Here is a 17,596-nt window from a genome sequence, read left to right as displayed (position 1 = left end):
TAATTTTTGGTGAGTGTCATGAATTTAGGTTTGCTTTTTGCAATTATCCTTGGTCTCTTAATTGGATTATATGTACCAAAATTAATGGAAACTCACAAAGAATGGGGTAGATTTTTCCTTTTGATTATAATGGTTGGGCTTGTTTTGATGAACTGGAAAGCCGGAAAAGTTCGAGATGCTTATATTTACTTTGAAATAATTGTATGGCTTCTTTTTGGTTTGATTATTTATGTTGAAGAGTTTGGGATAAAAATTATGATGACGTTGCTCCTTATAGTCGTTGGAGTGTTGGGGTTAACTCTATATAAATTTGAAGCAACTATAACGGATATATTGGGGTTAACAATCAGCACAATTGTTGCTTTATATGGATTTGCATATTTGGGGGATCTAGTTAATCAGAGAAGAGCTAAAAAATCTAAAAATCCAAAGACTTGACCTTAGACTTTTTCTTTTGCTTTATTTTTCTCTCCAATCTCTTAATCAATTGAGTAAGCATTATCTCAAAGTTCTCAATGGCACTTAACACCTCGTTATCCCTTATACATTTATTTTCCATTCTTCCCACCTCCAATAATGATATCCATCAATGTGCATTTAAAGTTTGTCTCAGTTTTGTTGTCAATGTTTCGAAAAATTTGAGACATTTTAGCATACTTTTGAACATTTTCACTTTACGTTTATAAACATTTACATAATATAAAGACATCAATGTTTGGAGAAAAACTTGAATGTCTATTTATGCACGTCAATGTACGAAAATTTTAAATCAAAAAAGCTAGTGCGGAGTTTTATTTCCAAAAGTCTTTTATAATCAAAGCTTGTTACCCCATTATAGGCGGGGAGTATGAGAATTGCCTTAAAAATAGCATATGATGGCACTAAATTCAACGGATTTCAGCGACAACCTGAATTGAGAACGGTAGAAGGTGAGATAATTAGGGTTCTCCAGAAGCTTAATCTGATTGAATCTCCAGACAAAGCTAATTTCAAGGGAGCTTCAAGAACAGATAAAGGAGTTAGCGCATTTGGAAATGTGGTTGCATTCAATACTGAAAATCCAAAATTAGCTCAACCGCGGATTTTAAATCATCACTTAAGAGATGTTTGGGTTTTAGGAATTGCTCAAGTTCCAGATGATTTCCATCCAAGGTTCTGGGCAAGAAGTAAAATTTATCGGTATTACTTGGTTAATGAAGGATTTGATGTAGATGCAATGAGAGAATGTGGTGAGCTTTTCGTTGGCACTCATGATTTTTCTGCCTTTGCTAGGCTTGAAAAGTTTAAAGATCCTATAAGAGAGATTATTAGGCTTGAGATCGCACCAAAAGGAGACGTTATTGTAATCGAAATTGAAGGAAAAAGCTTTCTTTGGGAGATGGTCAGGAGAATTGTAACTGCATTAAAGCTATGTGGTCTTGGTGTTATCGGGACCGAAGATGTAAGAAAAATGCTGAATGGAAAAGCTAATAAAAAGCTCCCTCCAGCACCTCCAGAGAATCTTGTTCTGTGGGAGATAAAGTACGACAAAGTGAACTTCCAAATTGATGAATACTCGCTCAAAAAGATTAGACAGGAGTTTTTTGAAAGGTTTAGTTATGCAATGGTTAAATCCAGCATATTTAGGGATTGGCTGTTGTCTCTATGATTTCTGCTTGGCTTTATTGAAAAGATTGTTGTCATAGAACTTTCCATAATACTGCTTCAAGGCTTTCTCTCTTTCGATAAAGTGTGTAAATAATAACGGATCATCGTCTTGGACATCGACTATTACGGCTTCTCTTCCATCTTTCGGCCTTAGTGCTCTTCCAATTGTCTGTATTGTCATTATGTCACTCTTTCCACCACCAGCTAAAATTATGGCAGAAATCTCCGGTATGTCAACACCTTCTTTAAGCAGAGTCGAAACCAAGACTTGGATCTCTCCTCTCTTGAACTTTTCAAAGAGTTCCCATCTGTTGGGGCTTTGTGAACTCAAAAACTCAGCATTAACTCCTCTCTCCTTAAGCATCTTCACCAGGATTTCTCCATGGTCAATTCTTCTGACGTCAATCAAGACTCTGTGTCCTTCTTTCGCAAGCTCAATAGCTTTTTCAACAATAGCTTTATTTCTCTCTTCGTTTTCCATAATCATCTCTTCGTAAAGCTCCTTGTATCTCTCGGCTAAAGCTGGCATCTTTGATTTATATCTGATAATTTCAAATTTTGGCTTTGCTAAGAAACCTTCCTTAATTAGCTCATCTGCCTTGACTTCATAGATTATTGGCCCTATTGCTCCTTCAATCTTTATCTCTTCCCCTCTAATTCTTCTCCAAGGTGTAGCTGAGAGCCCAAAGCGATAGACTTGGGGTAGGGACATTCCAAGCTGGTAGAATTTTTCTGCCGCTGAAGTTCTATGACATTCATCAAAAACCACTATGGCATAGGGGAGCTTGAGTTTATCAGCACCCCTCGAGAGGAGTGTTTGGATCATAGCTACAGTCACAGGTTTTTCATTCCACTTATTGTCCCCAACGATACCAGCTTCAACTCCAAGAACTTCTTCAGCCTTTTCTTTCCACTGATAGAGAAGCTCTTTAGTATGGACAACTATGAGAGCAGAGAGGTCAAGCTCATGGACAATCCTCAAACCTACAACTGTTTTTCCGCTTCCAACAGGCAATGCAAGAACACCCATCTTTGCTTTTATTGCCTTTCTAACGGCTTTCTGCTGATATCTCCTTAGCTTGTACTTCTCATTCCACTCTGAATTCAGTTTGACACCCTCAACTTCACGTTCATCTATAATCCTCACACGATAACCCCTAGAATTCAAGAGCTTTTTAACTCTTGGAATCAACCCTACAGGAAAAGACTTCTCATATGGATCGTACAAGCTTTCAGGCTTTTCCCACTTACCAAAATCTCTCTTGTAGCTTAGAGCTTCATAAATCATGAAGTAGACCTTTGGTTCTGCTTTCTCGATGATGACCTTTGCACTTTTATTTGGAATTCGTAACGTTACCATGGACATCGTCAATCAAAAGACAGTTTTGGAGGAAACTCTTTATAGACTTTTTGGCTCAAATTTGTGCAGAAAGGATAAAAGTAAGTTAACATAGTTAGGGAGGGTGGTATTATGTTAAGGCAGATTATTGAAGAATTTATGGATGATGTTGTTACTATTGAAAAACCAGTCAACAAGAACCTTGAAGTGACGAGGTATCTGCTCAAATACAAGACCAAGCCCGTTCTTTTCAAAGATGTTGATGGATGGGAAGTTGCTGGCAACATCTGGAGCACGAGAGAGAGAATAGCAAAATACTTAGGCGTTAAAAAGGAGGAAATTCTGCACATTATGGAGTACGCAATGGATAATCTTCATGATTATAAGTTAATTGGGAAAGCTGAGTTTATGAAAAACAAAACCGCGGATTTCTCCCTTAAAGAGCTCCCGATTCCAAAGTATTATCCGAAGGATGGGGGAGAATATTTCACGTCTGCTATTGTTGTTGCAAAAGATGAAAATGGCTTTGTGAACATGTCTTTCCATAGAATGATGGTAATTGATGATAAGAGAGCAGCAATAAGAATTGTTCCCCGTCACTTGTATGCAATGTGGAAAGAGAAAGCAGAAAGAGGAGAAGAGCTTGATGTCAGAATAATTGTTGGTAATCCAATCTACGTTTTGCTTGCCGCTGCTACAAGCGTGGAATATGGCAAGAGCGAGCTTAACATTGCTTCTGCGATAAAGGAGAAAACCTTAGGATCACCCTTGGAGGTTGTTAATATCAGTGGCATTCCAGTTCCGGCAGAGAGTGAGTTTGTTTTTGAGGCAAAGATTCTACCAGAGCTGACTGATGAAGGTCCTTTTGTCGACATAACGGGAACTTACGACTACGTTAGAAAGCAACCTGTCGTAGTATTTGAAAAGATGTACCATGTTGACAACCCAATTTTCCATGCCCTTTTGCCTGGAGGTTATGAGCACTACATGCTCATGGGCCTCCCAAAAGAGCCCCAAATTTACAAGAGCGTGAAAAGAGTTGTTCCTAAAGTGCATGGAGTAAGACTTACGGAAGGTGGCTGCATGTGGCTTCATGCTGTCGTTTCAATTACAAAGCAGCACGATGGGGATGGAAAGAACGCTATATTGGCAGCATTTGCAGGGCATCCATCATTAAAGCACGTTGTAGTTGTTGATGAGGATGTAAACATCTATGATGACAGAGAAGTTGAATGGGCTATAGCGACAAGATTTCAAGCTGATAGGGATTTGGTGATAATTCCAAATGCAAGAGGCTCTTCGCTTGACCCCTCAGCTGAGAAAAGCCTAACAGCAAAGTGGGGAATTGATGCAACGAAGCCTTTGGATAAAAAGGAGGAGTTTGAAAGGGCCAAATTGTGACCTTTCTTTGTCAATTCTTTATCTATTAATCTCAAGCGATAAAATCTTCGACTTCTTCGTTGCGGCATCCACAGCTTTCATTATGGCTGTCCTTATTCGGCTATCTTCAAGCTCAAAAATTCCATCTATCGTTGTTCCTCCCGGGGTTATCACCATATCTCTAATTTGGGCTGGGTGTAAATTTGTCTCCAAGAGGAGCTTTGCTGTGCCTAGAAGAGTCTGAGCAGCTGCGAGTAGGGCAATATCCCCCGGCAGACCCACTTTCAAGCCTCCGTATATGAGAGATTCTAAAAAGACAGAGGCATAAGCTGGTCCTGAGCCGCTCAGCCCTGTTATTGCGTCCATGTATTCCTCTTCAATTTTAATGCACCTCCCAAAAGTTCTAAAAATCTCCTCGACAAGCTTTATTTCCTCGTCGCTCAGGTCATTTGTAGCATAAGCTGTGAACGACTCCCTCACAAGAATTGCTATGTTGGGCATAGCTCTAACAAACTTTGCATCAGCTGAGCTCTTGAGAACCTTTAAGGGAATACCAGCGGCAAATGAAATAACGATTTTTCCTTCAACGGCTTCTCTAATTTCTTCCAGAACTTTTCTAATTTTGTTTGGCTTCACGGTTAGTATTATTATATCCGCCATTTCTGCCGCGATTTTATTGTCTCTCAGCACTTCGACACCATGTTCTTTGAGCCATTTAATCTTCTCAATCTTTCTCCTTGTGGCTATAACTTCATATCTCTCAGACAACGCTTTAGCAACGGCACTTCCAACTGTTCCAGCTCCAATTACAGCTATCTTCATTTTATCACCCCTAACCTGTAAGCTAACTCTGCATTTAGAATTGAACCTCCAGCAGCTCCTCTAATAAGATTGTGTCCCAAAGTGACGTATTTGAACTTCTCTTTCTCAATCTTTTCTAGTCTTCCGACTGTGACGGTCATTCCATTGCCTAATTCCCTATGTAGTTTTGGCTGGGGGATTTCCCTATAGACAATTGGCTTTGCATATGAAGGGAGCTTAAGTTCTTTCAATGGATCAAAAGATTCAAAAGCTTTTCTAAGTTCTTCAACGCTGATGTCTTCATCAAGTTCAACAAAAACTGCCTCTGTGTGTCCATGAGATACTGGAACTCTTGTTGTAATAGCGGATATTTCAAAGTCAAAGCCAAGGATTTTTCTTGATTCGTTCTCGATTTTCCACTCTTCCTTTTCAATGTATGGAATTACGTTGTCAAAAATCTGCAGGGCTGATAAGCCTCTAAATCCGGCTCCGCTTATAGCCTGCATTGTTGCAACATTGACCTTTTTGAGCCCGAATTCTGAGAGAACTTTAAGTGAAAGCACCAGTATTGCAGTTGAGCAGTTTGGGTTCGTAACTATGAATCCTTCCCAGCATCTCCGCTCTTGCTGAAATTCAATAAGCTTTAACTGATCACCATTGACTTCCGGGACTAGAATAGGTACATCATTTTCATATCTATGGGATGAAGCGTTGCTGAACACGGGGATTTTCTCGGCAAGCTTTTCCTCCACTTTACCGGCTATTGAAGAAGGAAGAGCTGAGAAGACTAAATCCACGTCTGGATTCTTTAAGAAATCTTTCAAGCTCTCTACCTCTATATCTCCAATATCCTCACTGGCCCATTCTGCAATCTCTCTGTACTTCTTTCCTTTAGACCTCTCCGAAGCAACCAATCTTTCAATTTTGAACCAAGGATGATTTGTCAAAAGTCTCACAAAGGTCTGTCCAACTAAGCCTGTGGCGCCTAAAATTGCAACCTCCATCAAAGAACCTCCCTAAATGCTTCTAAATTTGGCTCTATAGGCTCTGGCAGTTTAAAGTTCTCAATTATTATGTTTGGATCTTTCAGTCCATGCCCCGTTGTAATTAAAACATAGCTCTCATCTGGCTCAATTAGGCTAAGCTCTTTCAGCTTAATTAGACCAGCCAAGGAAGATGCCGATGCTGGCTCGACAAAAATTCCCTCTTTTGATGCGAGCAGTTTTTGAGCCTTGAGAATCTCTTCATCGCTCACACTCTCAAACAATCCGCTCGATTCTTCAACAGCTCTCCAAGCTTTCTTCCAGTTGGCTGGATTCCCAATCCTAATTGCTGTTGCTACAGTCTCAGGCTTTTCTTCAGGCTCAAATGGCTTTCTTTTCTTGAAAGCTTTAGCTAGTGGAGATGCTCCTTCTGCTTGAATGCCAATCATCCTTGGCAACTTATCAATAAAGCCGGCTTCATAAAGCTCCTTAAACCCTTTCCAGATAGCTGAAATGTTACCAGCATTTCCTACGGGCAGAATTATGTTATCTGGAACAAAGCCAAGCTGGTCAAATATCTCAAAAGCTATTGTCTTCTGCCCCTCTAAACGGAAAGGATTGATTGAGTTAAGCATGTAGACTCCCAGTTCTCTACTCGCTTCAACCACTACTCTCAGAGCATCGTCAAAGTTCCCTCTAACTGGGATAACTTTCGCACCATATACTATAGCCTGAGCAAGCTTTCCTAATGCTATCTTTCCGCTTGGAACGAGAACATAACTTTTTATCCCTGCTTTTGCCGAATAAGCGGCTAAAGATGCCGATGTATTTCCTGTTGAAGCACATATAACTTTGTCCATGCCCAGTTCAATTGCCTTTGAAACACCAACTGTCATTCCTCTATCCTTGAAAGAACCTGTTGGGTTTGCACCTTCATTTTTGACGTAAAGCTCTTTCATCTCAAGTTCTCTCTGAAGGTTTTCCAGACGATACAGAGGTGTTCCTCCTTCGTTGAGAGAAACTCTCTTTTCAACGGGAATAAAGCTCTTATACTTCCACAGTGTTATGTTTTTTCCATCAAAAACGTTTTCAACTTTGTCCAAATCGATGACTACCTCCAGCAGACCGCCGCAATCACACCTATACCTCACTTCGTCTTCTGAATACTCCCCACCACACTCTATACACCTAAGCATCTTGCTCCACCTCCAACTTTAGTGATGAAATATTCTGCTCTAATTCCCTCATTCTCAAAGGCTTCAACCATAGCCTTTCCGATATTTCTCAAATCCTCTCCCAAAGCAAACATGCTGGGCCCTGAACCAGACAGAGAAACACCATAAGCTCCACTTTCTAATGCAGCTTTTCTGACCTTATCAAACCAAGGCATGAGCAGTTTTCTATAAGGAATAGCTAAGTAGTCATCCAAAAGCTTTCCAGCTTTTTTCAAATCTCCTTCCTTCAAAGCCGATATTAAAGCACTTGCAAGGGCCAAATTTCTAACGGCATCGCTTAGAGGCACATATCTTGGCAAAATGGCCCTTGCTTTTTTTGTGCTGACCTCAACTTCTGGGAGAACAATGACAAGCTTAAAGTTTACATCAAGCTTAAACACTTCAAGGGGGGAAAGAGATTTTAGTATCGTGAATCCACCAAAGAGGGAGGGAACAACGTTGTCTCCATGAGCACTTCCTGATGCTATTCTCTCTCCTTCTAGAGCTGCTTTTATTATGAGTTCCTTATCTTCAATCCCAAGGAGTTTTGCCATTGCCAATGCTCCACCCAAAGCTGAAGCTCCTGAACTTCCAAGCCCGCTTTTGGGTCTTATTCCCTTTTTAACCTTCATCTTAAAGCCTATCTCTGCTTTAAGCATCTTCAAGAGTGCAAGAGCAGATACTGAGGCAACATTTTTCTCAGGTTCTTCTGGCACATTAAATCCATCGACTTCTACTATAACTTCGTCGCTTTCTTTGACCTCAATGATGTCTTTCGGTTCATCAAGACACAAACCAAAGACATCAAATCCTGGCCCAAAGTTCGCTATTGTTGCTGGAGCTGATACTTTCATTTAAAACCACCTCATGAATTTCATTCAAGGCTTCCTTAAGCTCAATCTTATCGACGAAGAAACATACGTAGCTATCGCCTTGCTCAGCAATTGGATACTGCACATCAACGCGAGAAGCTCCGACTACTCCTATCTTTGCCTTATCTCCGAGAATCTTGTAAGTGATTATTGGCATTTTAAAGCTAATATCTGAAACTAATGTCCCTAATTTCCATTCACTTGTTTTTCCAAGAATTAATGGAACTTTATCTCTTATTGGTTCAATGGTTCTCTCATGTAAGGCTTTCAGTCCGAGTCTTGAGGCAATTAAAGCCTCATCATAAGAGATAAATGGGATAATTCTGGCATCTTTGACTATCCTTGGGTCAGCAGTATAAATTCCCTTGACATCACTCATAATTAAAACTGCTCTGGCACTCAAGAGGTATCCCAAAACTGAAGCCGTGTAATCGCTTCCTCCCCTCCCCAGTGTAGTCCTGAAGCCGTTGAAATTCCCGAGAAATCCTGTGACAACGGGAACTTTGTCTGTCTTTAGTAGCGCCTCTATCATCCAAATCTTGTCCCTTGTTTTTTCTAGGTCGACCTTAGCATTACCAAAGTTTCCATCTGTTTCTATTAGATAAAAAGCATCAACTGGGGCACTTTTGAGCCCTTCGTCCTCCAAAGCTTTGGAGAAAAGTTTTACTGATAATCTCTCTCCGAATGACAGGACATGATCTATGTACGCTTCTCTATTTGGAAACATTTTTTCATTTTCTAGGACAAATTTAAGCTCTTTGATTTCATTTTCAATGTTCAAATCAATTCCAAGCTTCTCAATTGCTCTCAGATGTATCTCCTCGAACTTTTCAAGAATCTCTGGACTTCTGCTTTCTGCTAACTTCAATAGTAAGTCTGTAACACCCTTTAATGCGGATAGAACAACTACAACTTCGTTCCCATCATGGAGCTTCTTGACAAGCTCTAAAGCTTCGCTAAAAGAGTCTCTAACTGAGCTTCCTCCAAATTTAATAACTACCCTTGACTTAGCGGAGAGTTTGTAAATCACCCATTTAAACCACCTCTTTTGAAAGCTTTTCTTATCAAATATAAGATTTTCCGAAAATTTTTTGAACTTCTGATGGCTTTTACTGGAATCTACGCTCTGATGTTGTCACTTTGAACAATCAAAACAAATTTTTAGTTAAAATGACAATCTTCATCATGTTTAAGAGTTTGAAATGTCAGTTTGGACAGCTTATCTTAGCCAAAAATTTAAATACTAAAAGTCAATCTTCAAACTTCGGTGATGGTGATGCCCTGCCAATGGATGATGCCCTGCCAATATTGAGTGATGGGACAGAGATTCTTAGAAATCTCCTTCTGAGGGCCTTGAATGAAAACCAGCTCCTTATATTAAAGAGTGTCAACAGTGAACACAGTTCCCTAAATGCCCTTCTTGAAGAACTCAGCAGGAAAAAGAATAAGCCAATATCGACGTTAAAGCTTAACGCAAAAATTCTGAAAGAGCTTGTCTTATAGATTACGGAACAAAAAAGAACCCTAGGCCCGTTAAATTAACTGAACATGGTAAGTTTGTTCTGAAGATCTTGGGGGTGATGGAATGAGCGAAAGCATGCAGTATCTGCTCCTACACCTAAAGCTTCGGGAAATGCTTAAGCCTGTGAACTACTTCCACATGAACTCGTCAATTACATCCCTAGAAATCCTGAGAGCAATAATGGAAATTAAGAGAAACAACGACGTTGTAATCCTGAGTAAGGGACATTCAGCACCTGCATTCTACGTTATCCTTTCGGAACTTGGACTCTTAAGCGATGAAGAATTAAAGAGCTTTGCTGATATTGGTGGGTTGCCAAGTCACTTGGTCAAAGGATTGCCATTTGTTGAGGTTTCAAGTGGCTCTTTGGGTCAAGGACTTTCTGTAGCTAACGGAATTGCACTTACAGCCAAACTTGAAGGAGAAGACAGGAAAGTATACGTGATACTGGGCAATGGAGAGTTGGATGAAGGTCAAGTTTGGGAAGCAGCAATGACGGCCTCACATTACAGGCTGGACAATGTCGTTGCGGTAATTGACAGGAACTTCAGACAATTAACTGGGGAAACCGAGGAAACGCTCAAAAAAAGAACCTCTGGCAGAGAAGTGGAGGGCCTTTGGCTGGGAGGCTTTGGAAGTAGAAAACAACGCCAAGGAAATCCAAAGAGCAGTAAAGGAACTTGAGAGCATCAAGGATAAGCCAAAGATCATCATCGCGAGGTGGTCAGAGAGATGAGAATAGAACGCTTCAGGGAAGCCTTTGGAAGAGCTTTAGTTGATATAGGGAGAAGGAACGAACGGGTTGTTGTCCTAGATGCCGACGTTAAAAGTTCAACCAAAGCCATATATTTTGAGAAGAGCTTTCCAAACAGATCCATCCAAATTAAGGATAAGCGAGCAGGATATGATCTCTACAGCTACAGGACTCGCGATAGCTGGAAAAAATTCCAGTAGCCTCAGCCTTTGCGGTTTTCATTATGAGAGCATGGGAGCAGATAAGGAACACCGTAGCTGGGGACAATTTAAACGTCAAAATAGTGGCCACTCATTCGGGATTTTCAGACTTTATGGATGGTTCATCGCATCAATGCTTAGAAGACCAGCTCTCATGAGAGTATTGGCAAACATAAGGGTTATTGCTCCTGCCGATGCTTACTCCACCAAGACACTCCTAGAGCAGATTGTAGAGGAAGAAGGACTATTTTACATAAGAATTGGTAGGGATTACACGTTAAAAGTTTACGATAGAGAAGAACTCCGAATAGGGAAAGCAGGGATTTAAAGGACAGGAAGATGTCTTCATATTGGCCCACGGTTTTATGGTTCCAGTTGCCCTTCAAGTTGCAGAGAAACTCAAAGACATCAGCATTAGCATTGCCGATTTTCATGCCATAAAGCCACTGGACGAGAGGATCCTCCTTAAAATCGCTAAGAAAGCAAATCTTATAGTAACGCTCGAAGAACACAGTATATATGGGGTTTGAGAGGAGCAGTCGCTGAGGTTCTCTCTGAGAAGATGCCCAAGAAGATCATAAGGATTGGAACAACCGAATTCGGGGGAGCTCCTAAGACTATATAGATTATATCACGCTTTATGATTATTTAGGGAGGTGACCTAATGCTGCTCAAATACAGTAAGGGCCCATTAATCTACTCCCCTAGAAAACAGTTGATCTGATGGAAGAAGTGGAAATTAAGCTCAGGGGAGGGTTTGACTCGTGCATAGTTCCCAAGGCACTTCCAGTTGTTGAGGGGATGATATCCTTCGTGCTGGCCGATCACCTCTTGAGACGCCTTAGCTGGTAGGCCTTTATTAGCTTGAGGGGGATGATAAGATTGACAACCTGACTCTTTAAGGGGAGAAGAGCTCTAAAGGGATACACCACAAGAAAAAATGGTAAGGGACGTGCATAATATCCAGTAAGCTACATAACCAAGAGGAGCTACTACATTGAGATTCTATACTCATTAGGGATCTAAACTATCAACGACTCAATCTTTTCCTTTAAGTGTTCTCCTGCATCTTCTCCATATTTCCCGATTATCTCAACTAGAGCACTTCCCACAACAACGCCATCCGCTCCCCCCTCAAAAGCCTCTCAATGTGCTCCCTTCTAGATACTCCAAAACCAACAGCTAGTTTATTCCTGCAGATCTTTCTTGCCCTTCTGAGTAGGTTGAATGCTGTCTCGGGGATCCTATCTCTGGCTCCAGTAGTTCCGTAGAGGGATATTAAATAAACGAAGCCTGTTGATGCCCTATCTATCTCCCTCAGCCTTTCATCTGATGTATTCGGTGCGGCCAAGAAAACCGTTTTTATTCCTTCCTCCTTGCAAACATCTAAATATTCTGCTGCCTCGTTTACGGGCAGATCCACAACAAGAAGGCCATCAACCCCGCTTGACTTAGCCCTCTCAATGAAATTTTTCAAGACCACCCTGTAGATTGGGTTATAGTAAGTCATAAGAACTATCGGAGTAGCAGAAACCTGCCTAAATTCCCTAATTACAGAGAAAACATCCTTCAGCCTCGTGCCAGCCTTAAGTGCCCTGTAGTGAGACATCTGAATTGTTCTCCCATCAGCTATAGGATCGCTGAAAGGTATACCCAACTCTATGAGGTCCGCATACTCATCTAAAATCTGAAGAAACTTAATTGTAGCCTGAGGGCTTGGATCGCCAGCCGTTATGTAGGAAATGAAGGCCCCATGCTTAAACATCTCCACCACCCATTGCACCCATAACTATTCCAAGATCCTTGTCTCCCCTACCCGAGAGGTTCACAACTATGATCTCGTCCTTCTCCATCTCTGGAGCGATCTTCATTGCATATGCAACGGCGTGTGCGGATTCAAGAGCGGGTATTATTCCTTCCACTTTAGAAAGCTCGAGAAACGCTCTAAGCGCTTCTTCATCCGTTACCGTAACGTATTCTGCCCTTCCAGTTTTCTTTAAGTAGGCGTGCTCGGGGCCTACGCTAGGATAATCCAAACCTGCTGCAATGCTGTGAGTTTCTTTAATCTGCCCCTCTTCATCTTGAAGGAAGTATGATAGCATGCCATGAAAAACTCCCTTTTCGCCAGCATTTAGAGATGCGGAATGCTTTCCGCTGTTAAGATCCCTTCCCCCAGCTTCAACGCCTACCTAAACTGCTCCTCTTTTTGCGAGTGTTTGTGAGTTTTCAAGTAATTTAACCCCAATAAACCAATGACGAACGCTGATGAAGAGTGAATGTCAAGGTCCAACCCGCGAGATAATTCTCTCCCCAACTTAGAAGACCCAGTGGGATTAACCAAAAACACTTCAAAACCCCTCTTCAATGCCATAGTAATACCATGTTCAAGAAGTTCTTTCTTAGCGAAATTTGACGCCTTCCTATTCCCTTTCTTCGACCTTACAACCTTCCCACCCTTTCTTTTAATCATACTCAAATCCTCGAAGAAGACAACGGAAACACCGTGATAATACGCATAATCCAATAGTCTTGAGAGTGCCTTTAATCTTAAGTCCTTCGCCTTGCTCTTTGGAAAACCGGGAGAATTAACTTCTGGAAAATGTTCCACCCGAACGTCTCGAATAATCCCATCTCCATCGAGAATGGCCATATTCACCCTATCTGAGTTCAAATCAAAACCGGCATACAACCTCCCTTTGCCCTTTTTCCGAAGTGCCTTAGATAGACCTCAAATGGAACCTGGACGTGGAGATAAACTTTCCCATTCCTCAGAATGACTTGTGCCCCGTATTTGAACTTTTGAGCATCAAGGAGAATGGGGATAAACTTTTCGTTCGTTCTAAGTTTAAAGTTCAGCCACTCCCCGTTCGAGCGTATTTTAACCTTCAACCCTTCCATTCTCACGTTTCTGTTTCCTTTTTCATTCTCCTTTGGTTTGCTGATGAGGAACTTGGATTTCGGGTGAATATGTTCGGATATTCCCCGTTAGTTTTCGCTCCCTTAAGGAGCATCTTTGCATAGTCCCATGCACTATCGGAATACCACCAGTTGTTGAGGATTAGCCGTGATATTTCTTTCACTCCTTCGCTCTTCTTGAAACCTTTTAGTTGAAGTCGTATTGCAAGTTCGACTGCCTTCTTGAACCTCTCTGTGAGAAGGGCAAGTTTTAAGTAGTCTTCTTGTGATTTAGATTCTATCCTTGTCTTTATTGTGATGTAGTTTACTTCTGCTCGTCGGATTTTTCGTGTTTTTCCAGCCATAGTTCAATCGCCTCACTTATTGCCTTTCCAAGTACTCCTTTTTTGACGCCATAAACGTCGAGGATTTTCTTTCGGAACCTCACTTCGAGGTCGTCGGGTATTTTCACGGTTATGACTCCCATTGTATTCACCAAAATACTTAAATACGTATGTTCTTAAATAGTTTTTGGTTGTGATGCCAGTCTGATGAAGTCGATGAGCGAGGTGAGGTGGAGGACTGGCTGAACCCGGTGGGTGTTCGGGCGACCCGTTCTGCCGTAGTGAGGCGTTGGAGAGAAGGAGAGTGGGCAGGACGGTCTAAGTCTGGGCACCCACCGTAAATCGGGGAATGAATCTTCACGTGAGTTTTCGTGAACTCACGTGAAGAAGACCCCGACTAATCTAACATTTTCGTCTATGAAGGGGTAGAATATTCCAATAGCGTTACTTCCTCCTCCAACGCAGGCAACTATTACATCGGGCAAAGTCCCCTCGAGCTCGAATATCTGCTCCTTGGTTTCTTTTCCAATGACTGACTGAAAATCCCTGACGATTGTCGGATAAGGATGAGGCCCAACGACGGAGCCTATCAGGTAGTGAGAGTATTCAAAAGTTGCAACCCAATCCCTTAATGCCTCGTTTATTGCATCCTTAAGGGTTTTAGTTCCACTTTCAACGGGAATAACATTTGCCCCAAGTAGTCTCATTCTGAAAACGTTCATCTTCTGCCTCTCAACGTCCTTGGCTCCCATATACACATCAACCTTCATCCCAAGGAGCGCTCCGGCCATGGCAGTTGCAACACCATGTTGTCCAGCTCCTGTTTCGGCTATAAGACGAGTCTTTTCCATGAATTTGGCCAGTAATGCTTGTCCTATAGCGTTGTTCGTTTTATGCGCCCCTCCATGCAGTAAATCTTCCCTCTTGAGGTATATTTTGGCCCCTTCAAGTTTTTTTGTTAGTCTTTCAGCATAGTATAAAGGAGTAGGCCTTCCTGCCCAAGCCCTAAGGTAGTAGTCGAGCTGGGCATTGAATTCTTCATCAGTCTTTAAGTTTGTTATACGCCCTTTCAAGCTCCTTCAGTGGGGCCATTAATGTTTCGGGAACATATTGACCGCCAAATTCACCAAACTTCATCTTTAACCCTCCTAACAAACATTTCAATTAACTCGGGATCTTTCCTACCATTCTTCTCAACACCGCTAGAGACATCAACACCAAACGGCCTGACGGCTTTTATCACGTCGGAAACGTTATTTGGGGTTAGTCCACCGGCAATAACAACTGGAAATTTCCTTGCTATTATCGAGCTCACCCTGTAGTCGTGAAGCTCTCCAGTGCCGGCTCCGGTGTCTAGGAGTATTCTGTCAACATCATACTCCTGAATCTCTAAGATCAGCTTTTCAGCATCTGCTTCAGGATTGTTGCTGAATTGAGGCACTTTGAAGGCCTTCATTATAAAAACTCCAAACTCCAGCTTCAGCCTTTCAACGACATCCGGAGTGGCTCGTGAGTGAATCTGGATATGAGTGGCCTCTGTGGCCTCTATTACCCTAGACCACGAATTAAAGTCCTCAAGAGTGGAAACTAGAAACACCGAGATTTTTGACTCCTCAATTATTTCGTGAGCAAGGGATAAAGGTACTTTTCTCCTCGATGGACTTTCAACTACAACTCCAGTGGCATCTGCGTATCTTTCAACGATCCTGAGCTCTTCAATGCTCTTAATTCCGCAAATTTTCACGAACATTACCTCGTCATCTCCACGAAGTTTTTGATTATTCTAAGCCCCTCTCCTCGCTCATATTCCGTTAGAACGCTTTCTGGATGAAACTGCACGCCCTCTATAGGCTTCCTCTTGTGCCTTATCCCCATTATAATGCCATCATCTAGAGAGACTGCTGAAACTTCAAAGCCTTTGGGAACCTCTAAAACTGCCAAAGAGTGATAACGACCGCCTATCAGAGGATTCTTTATTCCTCTGAATATCGTTCTACCATCATGCCTTATTGGACTGGCTTTCCCATGTCTCGGAAATACTCTCCCAACTCTTCCGCCGAAAGCATGGGCGATTATCTGGTGACCGAGGCACACACCAAGGACCGGAACCTCAGCCTCTAACACTATCTCTGGAGAATTGCCAACGTCTCTTCTCCTATCTGGAGATCCGGGCCCAGGAGAGATTATTATTCCATCCGGATCAATTCTCCTGACTTCACTTAGCGTTATAGTGTTGGGAACTACCTCAACCTCATCGAAGAGTGATGCATATTCTACAAGGTTCCAAACGAAGGAATCCCTGTTGTCCACTATCACTATCATTCCCTCGCCCCCAAGGCCTTTAAAACAGCCTTCATCTTGTTCTCAGTCTCAATGAACTCCTTTTCTGGAATTGAATCGGCAACTATTCCAGCACCTGCCCTAACTCTTGCTATCTTTCCTTCCATTTCCACCATCCTGATGGCTATGGCAAAGTCGGCCCATCCTGTTACGGAGAAGTAACCAACGGCTCCCCCATAAACGCGCCTGGGAGACTTTTCAAGCTCGTCAATTATTTCTATTGCCCTTATTTTAGGCGCGCCTGTCAGCGTTCCAGCTGGAAATGCTGCCTCAATAGCATCAAACATCGTCTTATCTTCCGCAAGCTCCCCAACAACTTCGCTCTCTATGTGCATCACGTGGCTGTACCTTACAACGTCGAAGAACCTGACAAGCCTAACGCTGCCCGGCTTTGAAACCCGTCTAACATCGTTCCTTGCCAGATCAACCAACATGACGTGCTCTGCCCTCTCCTTTTCATCATTCAATAGCTTCCTCTCGATTTCCAAATCTTCCTGCTTGTTCTTGCCTCGAGGAGCAGTCCCAGCAATGGGATTTATCTTCACAGTTTTTCCTTCAACCGAGGCCATCGTTTCAGGAGATGCTCCTACAAGGATCTTCTCTTGGAACTCAAGCAGGAACATGTAAGGGCTTGGATTTATCTTTCGCAGATTCATGTAAATGGAAAGTGGATCCATGTCAGTATTTATGGTGTATTCCCTGGATAGAACGACTTGGAAAACATCTCCGGCGAATATGTACTCTTTGCCCTTCTGAACTATCTCAATGAACTCATCCTCTTTAGCATCACAGCCTATAAGATCAGATGATTTATTACTAAGCTCATACTGGATCCTCTTGGCCCTGCTCACTATTGTATCAGGATTGAGCTCTGAGTGATCGTCTAAGGAGAAGAAGTAGAACTCATTGGTAAGATGGTCATATATGAAACCGTGCCTATAGAAGCCGAAAACCGAGGGCTCTACAATATTACCTTCTATGTAGTTGTGAACTGCATCGTAGGCTATATAGCCAACCAATCCTCCAAAAAATCGATCCTTCTTAATAGTTTTCTCCGGTTTCATTATTTCCTTTTAGAGATTTCTCTTTCTTTATCATGAAATTCGTCCAGCTTGCTAATGTCTTCAACTTCAATCTCAAAGCGCGGAATTGGTACTTAGATCTATTGTTTTTCCTCCAAACTCCTTCCCAAGATTATAACGTAATCTGCAGCGTTCTGTAAGGCCTTACTGAACCCCGGCTCAGCCCCGATTACTACAGTTTCTTTCCCCTTGCTTTTCGCTTCATTCACTACAGGCAGGAAGT

22 protein-coding genes and 5 pseudogenes are annotated in these 17,596 nt (G+C 42.0%); 10 read left to right on the top strand and 17 right to left on the bottom strand.

All coding sequences use genetic code 11. The annotated features are described in order from the left end of the window. The first annotated feature begins 18 nt into the window (after positions 1-18). Together E3E24_RS04675 and truA are read left to right on the top strand one after the other, a co-directional pair. Entirely contained in the window at positions 19-438 is a 420-nt protein-coding gene (locus E3E24_RS04675) for a hypothetical protein (RefSeq protein ID WP_167885498.1), read from the top strand. Between the two features lie 409 nt (positions 439-847). Beyond that, positions 848-1,648 carry a tRNA pseudouridine(38-40) synthase TruA gene (gene truA / locus E3E24_RS04670; RefSeq protein WP_167885499.1) on the top strand — a complete coding sequence of 267 codons (801 nt, stop codon included), beginning with the start codon at positions 848-850 and terminating at the stop codon, positions 1,646-1,648. Here the strand turns inward: truA and E3E24_RS04665 are convergent. After that, positions 1,643-3,007 (bottom strand): DEAD/DEAH box helicase, encoded by a 1,365-nt coding sequence (locus E3E24_RS04665; protein WP_167885570.1) that lies wholly within the window; start codon positions 3,005-3,007, stop codon positions 1,643-1,645. The two genes, truA and E3E24_RS04665, sit on opposite strands and share 6 nt — an antisense overlap. Before the next feature lie 111 nt (positions 3,008-3,118). Between E3E24_RS04665 and E3E24_RS04660 the strand changes: the two genes are divergently transcribed. Continuing rightward, positions 3,119-4,387, top strand: coding sequence for a UbiD family decarboxylase (locus E3E24_RS04660; protein WP_167885500.1), 1,269 nt, complete (start codon positions 3,119-3,121; stop codon positions 4,385-4,387). An 18-nt stretch (positions 4,388-4,405) separates the two neighbouring features. Here the strand turns inward: E3E24_RS04660 and proC are convergent, their stop codons facing one another. Genes proC through E3E24_RS04635 form a run of 5 tightly spaced genes read right to left on the bottom strand, consistent with a single transcriptional unit; the run spans position 4,406 to position 9,266 of the window. Next, positions 4,406-5,188, bottom strand: coding sequence for a pyrroline-5-carboxylate reductase (gene proC, locus E3E24_RS04655; RefSeq protein WP_167885501.1), 783 nt, complete (start codon positions 5,186-5,188; stop codon positions 4,406-4,408). Continuing rightward, entirely contained in the window at positions 5,185-6,171 is a 987-nt protein-coding gene (gene asd, locus E3E24_RS04650) for an aspartate-semialdehyde dehydrogenase (protein ID WP_167885502.1), read from the bottom strand. The genes proC and asd overlap by 4 nt, the downstream gene beginning before the upstream one ends. Further along, complete coding sequence (gene thrC, locus E3E24_RS04645) at positions 6,171-7,346, bottom strand: threonine synthase (RefSeq protein WP_167885503.1); 1,176 nt, start codon at positions 7,344-7,346, stop codon at positions 6,171-6,173. Before thrC ends, asd begins: the two co-directional genes overlap by 1 nt. After that, positions 7,331-8,218, bottom strand: a complete 888-nt coding sequence (locus tag E3E24_RS04640) for a homoserine kinase (protein WP_167885504.1) — start codon at positions 8,216-8,218, stop codon at positions 7,331-7,333. The genes thrC and E3E24_RS04640 overlap by 16 nt, the downstream gene beginning before the upstream one ends. Further along, positions 8,169-9,266, bottom strand: coding sequence for an aspartate kinase (locus tag E3E24_RS04635; protein WP_167885505.1), 1,098 nt, complete (start codon positions 9,264-9,266; stop codon positions 8,169-8,171). Before E3E24_RS04635 ends, E3E24_RS04640 begins: the two co-directional genes overlap by 50 nt. A gap of 257 nt (positions 9,267-9,523) precedes the next feature. Here E3E24_RS04635 and E3E24_RS04630 point away from each other — a divergent pair. The 7 genes and pseudogenes from E3E24_RS04630 to E3E24_RS04615 all read left to right on the top strand — a co-directional run. Beyond that, positions 9,524-9,825: pseudogene (locus tag E3E24_RS04630) on the top strand (hypothetical protein). After that, positions 9,822-10,442: a 1-deoxy-D-xylulose-5-phosphate synthase N-terminal domain-containing protein gene (locus E3E24_RS04625; protein WP_240912115.1), complete on the top strand. Its 621-nt coding sequence runs from the start codon at positions 9,822-9,824 to the stop codon at positions 10,440-10,442. Before E3E24_RS04630 ends, E3E24_RS04625 begins: the two are co-directional and overlap by 4 nt. Positions 10,443-10,490: 48 nt before the next feature. Continuing rightward, a complete protein-coding gene (locus E3E24_RS12845; protein ID WP_240912116.1) occupies positions 10,491-10,712 on the top strand; it encodes a hypothetical protein in 222 nt (73 codons plus the stop codon). A 23-nt stretch (positions 10,713-10,735) separates the two neighbouring features. After that, positions 10,736-10,870 carry a hypothetical protein gene (locus E3E24_RS12840; RefSeq protein ID WP_240912117.1) on the top strand — a complete coding sequence of 45 codons (135 nt, stop codon included), beginning with the start codon at positions 10,736-10,738 and terminating at the stop codon, positions 10,868-10,870. Continuing rightward, positions 10,867-11,040 carry a hypothetical protein gene (locus E3E24_RS12835; RefSeq protein WP_240912118.1) on the top strand — a complete coding sequence of 58 codons (174 nt, stop codon included), beginning with the start codon at positions 10,867-10,869 and terminating at the stop codon, positions 11,038-11,040. The genes E3E24_RS12840 and E3E24_RS12835 overlap by 4 nt, the downstream gene beginning before the upstream one ends. A 22-nt stretch (positions 11,041-11,062) precedes the next feature. Continuing rightward, positions 11,063-11,242: a transketolase C-terminal domain-containing protein gene (locus tag E3E24_RS12830; protein WP_240912119.1), complete on the top strand. Its 180-nt coding sequence runs from the start codon at positions 11,063-11,065 to the stop codon at positions 11,240-11,242. Positions 11,243-11,420: 178 nt separating this feature from the next. Continuing rightward, a pseudogene (locus E3E24_RS04615) lies at positions 11,421-11,564 on the top strand (chorismate synthase); the annotation flags it as partial. A gap of 170 nt (positions 11,565-11,734) precedes the next feature. Here E3E24_RS04615 and trpA read toward each other — a convergent pair. The 11 genes and pseudogenes from trpA to E3E24_RS04570 form a co-directional block, all read right to left on the bottom strand. Next, positions 11,735-12,477 (bottom strand): annotated as a pseudogene (trpA, locus tag E3E24_RS04610) (tryptophan synthase subunit alpha). Further along, positions 12,470-12,901 (bottom strand): annotated as a pseudogene (locus E3E24_RS04605) (pyridoxal-phosphate dependent enzyme); the annotation flags it as partial. The pseudogenes E3E24_RS04605 and trpA, both read right to left, overlap by 8 nt. Continuing rightward, positions 12,898-13,401, bottom strand: coding sequence for a hypothetical protein (locus tag E3E24_RS12825; RefSeq protein ID WP_240912535.1), 504 nt, complete (start codon positions 13,399-13,401; stop codon positions 12,898-12,900). The pseudogene E3E24_RS04605 and the gene E3E24_RS12825, both read right to left, overlap by 4 nt. Further along, entirely contained in the window at positions 13,380-13,601 is a 222-nt protein-coding gene (locus tag E3E24_RS12820) for a hypothetical protein (RefSeq protein WP_240912122.1), read from the bottom strand. The genes E3E24_RS12825 and E3E24_RS12820 overlap by 22 nt, the downstream gene beginning before the upstream one ends. A gap of 11 nt (positions 13,602-13,612) precedes the next feature. Then, the gene (locus tag E3E24_RS12815; RefSeq protein ID WP_240912123.1) at positions 13,613-13,972 is read right to left on the bottom strand and encodes a hypothetical protein; all 360 of its coding nucleotides are present in this window, start codon (positions 13,970-13,972) and stop codon (positions 13,613-13,615) included. Then, positions 13,933-14,103, bottom strand: a complete 171-nt coding sequence (locus tag E3E24_RS04595) for a hypothetical protein (protein WP_167885027.1) — start codon at positions 14,101-14,103, stop codon at positions 13,933-13,935. Before E3E24_RS04595 ends, E3E24_RS12815 begins: the two co-directional genes overlap by 40 nt. Before the next feature lie 237 nt (positions 14,104-14,340). Continuing rightward, a pseudogene (trpB, locus tag E3E24_RS04590) lies at positions 14,341-15,088 on the bottom strand (tryptophan synthase subunit beta); the annotation flags it as partial. Then, positions 15,075-15,701: a phosphoribosylanthranilate isomerase gene (locus E3E24_RS04585; RefSeq protein ID WP_167885506.1), complete on the bottom strand. Its 627-nt coding sequence runs from the start codon at positions 15,699-15,701 to the stop codon at positions 15,075-15,077. The pseudogene trpB and the gene E3E24_RS04585, both read right to left, overlap by 14 nt. Further along, a complete protein-coding gene (locus E3E24_RS04580; RefSeq protein ID WP_167885507.1) occupies positions 15,701-16,273 on the bottom strand; it encodes an aminodeoxychorismate/anthranilate synthase component II in 573 nt (190 codons plus the stop codon). Before E3E24_RS04580 ends, E3E24_RS04585 begins: the two co-directional genes overlap by 1 nt. Continuing rightward, positions 16,270-17,355, bottom strand: coding sequence for an anthranilate synthase component I (locus tag E3E24_RS04575; protein ID WP_167885508.1), 1,086 nt, complete (start codon positions 17,353-17,355; stop codon positions 16,270-16,272). The genes E3E24_RS04580 and E3E24_RS04575 overlap by 4 nt, the downstream gene beginning before the upstream one ends. Positions 17,356-17,453: 98 nt before the next feature. After that, on the bottom strand, positions 17,454-17,596 hold a 143-nt coding region (locus E3E24_RS04570), incomplete at its 5' end, for an NYN domain-containing protein (RefSeq protein WP_167915709.1).

This window comes from Thermococcus sp. LS2 (assembly GCF_012027375.1).
In the GTDB taxonomy this organism is placed as follows: domain Archaea; phylum Methanobacteriota_B; class Thermococci; order Thermococcales; family Thermococcaceae; genus Thermococcus_B.
This window is presented reverse-complemented; position numbering and strand designations above follow the sequence as displayed.

Bases quoted from the DNA above. Each gene is read 5' to 3' on its own strand.
- E3E24_RS04580 (WP_167885507.1), bottom strand. From the start codon at position 16,273: ATGATAGTGATAGTGGACAACAGGGATTCCTTCGTTTGGAACCTTGTA.
- E3E24_RS04575 (WP_167885508.1), bottom strand. From the start codon at position 17,355: ATGAAACCGGAGAAAACTATTAAGAAGGATCGATTTTTTGGAGGATTG.
- asd (WP_167885502.1), bottom strand. From the start codon at position 6,171: ATGGAGGTTGCAATTTTAGGCGCCACAGGCTTAGTTGGACAGACCTTT.
- E3E24_RS04660 (WP_167885500.1), top strand. From the start codon at position 3,119: ATGTTAAGGCAGATTATTGAAGAATTTATGGATGATGTTGTTACTATT.
- E3E24_RS12815 (WP_240912123.1), bottom strand. From the start codon at position 13,972: ATGGCTGGAAAAACACGAAAAATCCGACGAGCAGAAGTAAACTACATC.
- E3E24_RS12845 (WP_240912116.1), top strand. From the start codon at position 10,491: ATGAGAATAGAACGCTTCAGGGAAGCCTTTGGAAGAGCTTTAGTTGAT.
- E3E24_RS04640 (WP_167885504.1), bottom strand. From the start codon at position 8,218: ATGAAAGTATCAGCTCCAGCAACAATAGCGAACTTTGGGCCAGGATTT.
- thrC (WP_167885503.1), bottom strand. From the start codon at position 7,346: ATGCTTAGGTGTATAGAGTGTGGTGGGGAGTATTCAGAAGACGAAGTG.
- E3E24_RS12835 (WP_240912118.1), top strand. From the start codon at position 10,867: ATGAGAGTATTGGCAAACATAAGGGTTATTGCTCCTGCCGATGCTTAC.
- E3E24_RS04585 (WP_167885506.1), bottom strand. From the start codon at position 15,701: ATGTTCGTGAAAATTTGCGGAATTAAGAGCATTGAAGAGCTCAGGATC.
- E3E24_RS04625 (WP_240912115.1), top strand. From the start codon at position 9,822: ATGAGCGAAAGCATGCAGTATCTGCTCCTACACCTAAAGCTTCGGGAA.
- E3E24_RS04665 (WP_167885570.1), bottom strand. From the start codon at position 3,007: ATGGTAACGTTACGAATTCCAAATAAAAGTGCAAAGGTCATCATCGAG.
- E3E24_RS04675 (WP_167885498.1), top strand. From the start codon at position 19: ATGAATTTAGGTTTGCTTTTTGCAATTATCCTTGGTCTCTTAATTGGA.
- proC (WP_167885501.1), bottom strand. From the start codon at position 5,188: ATGAAGATAGCTGTAATTGGAGCTGGAACAGTTGGAAGTGCCGTTGCT.
- truA (WP_167885499.1), top strand. From the start codon at position 848: ATGAGAATTGCCTTAAAAATAGCATATGATGGCACTAAATTCAACGGA.
- E3E24_RS12840 (WP_240912117.1), top strand. From the start codon at position 10,736: ATGAGAGCATGGGAGCAGATAAGGAACACCGTAGCTGGGGACAATTTA.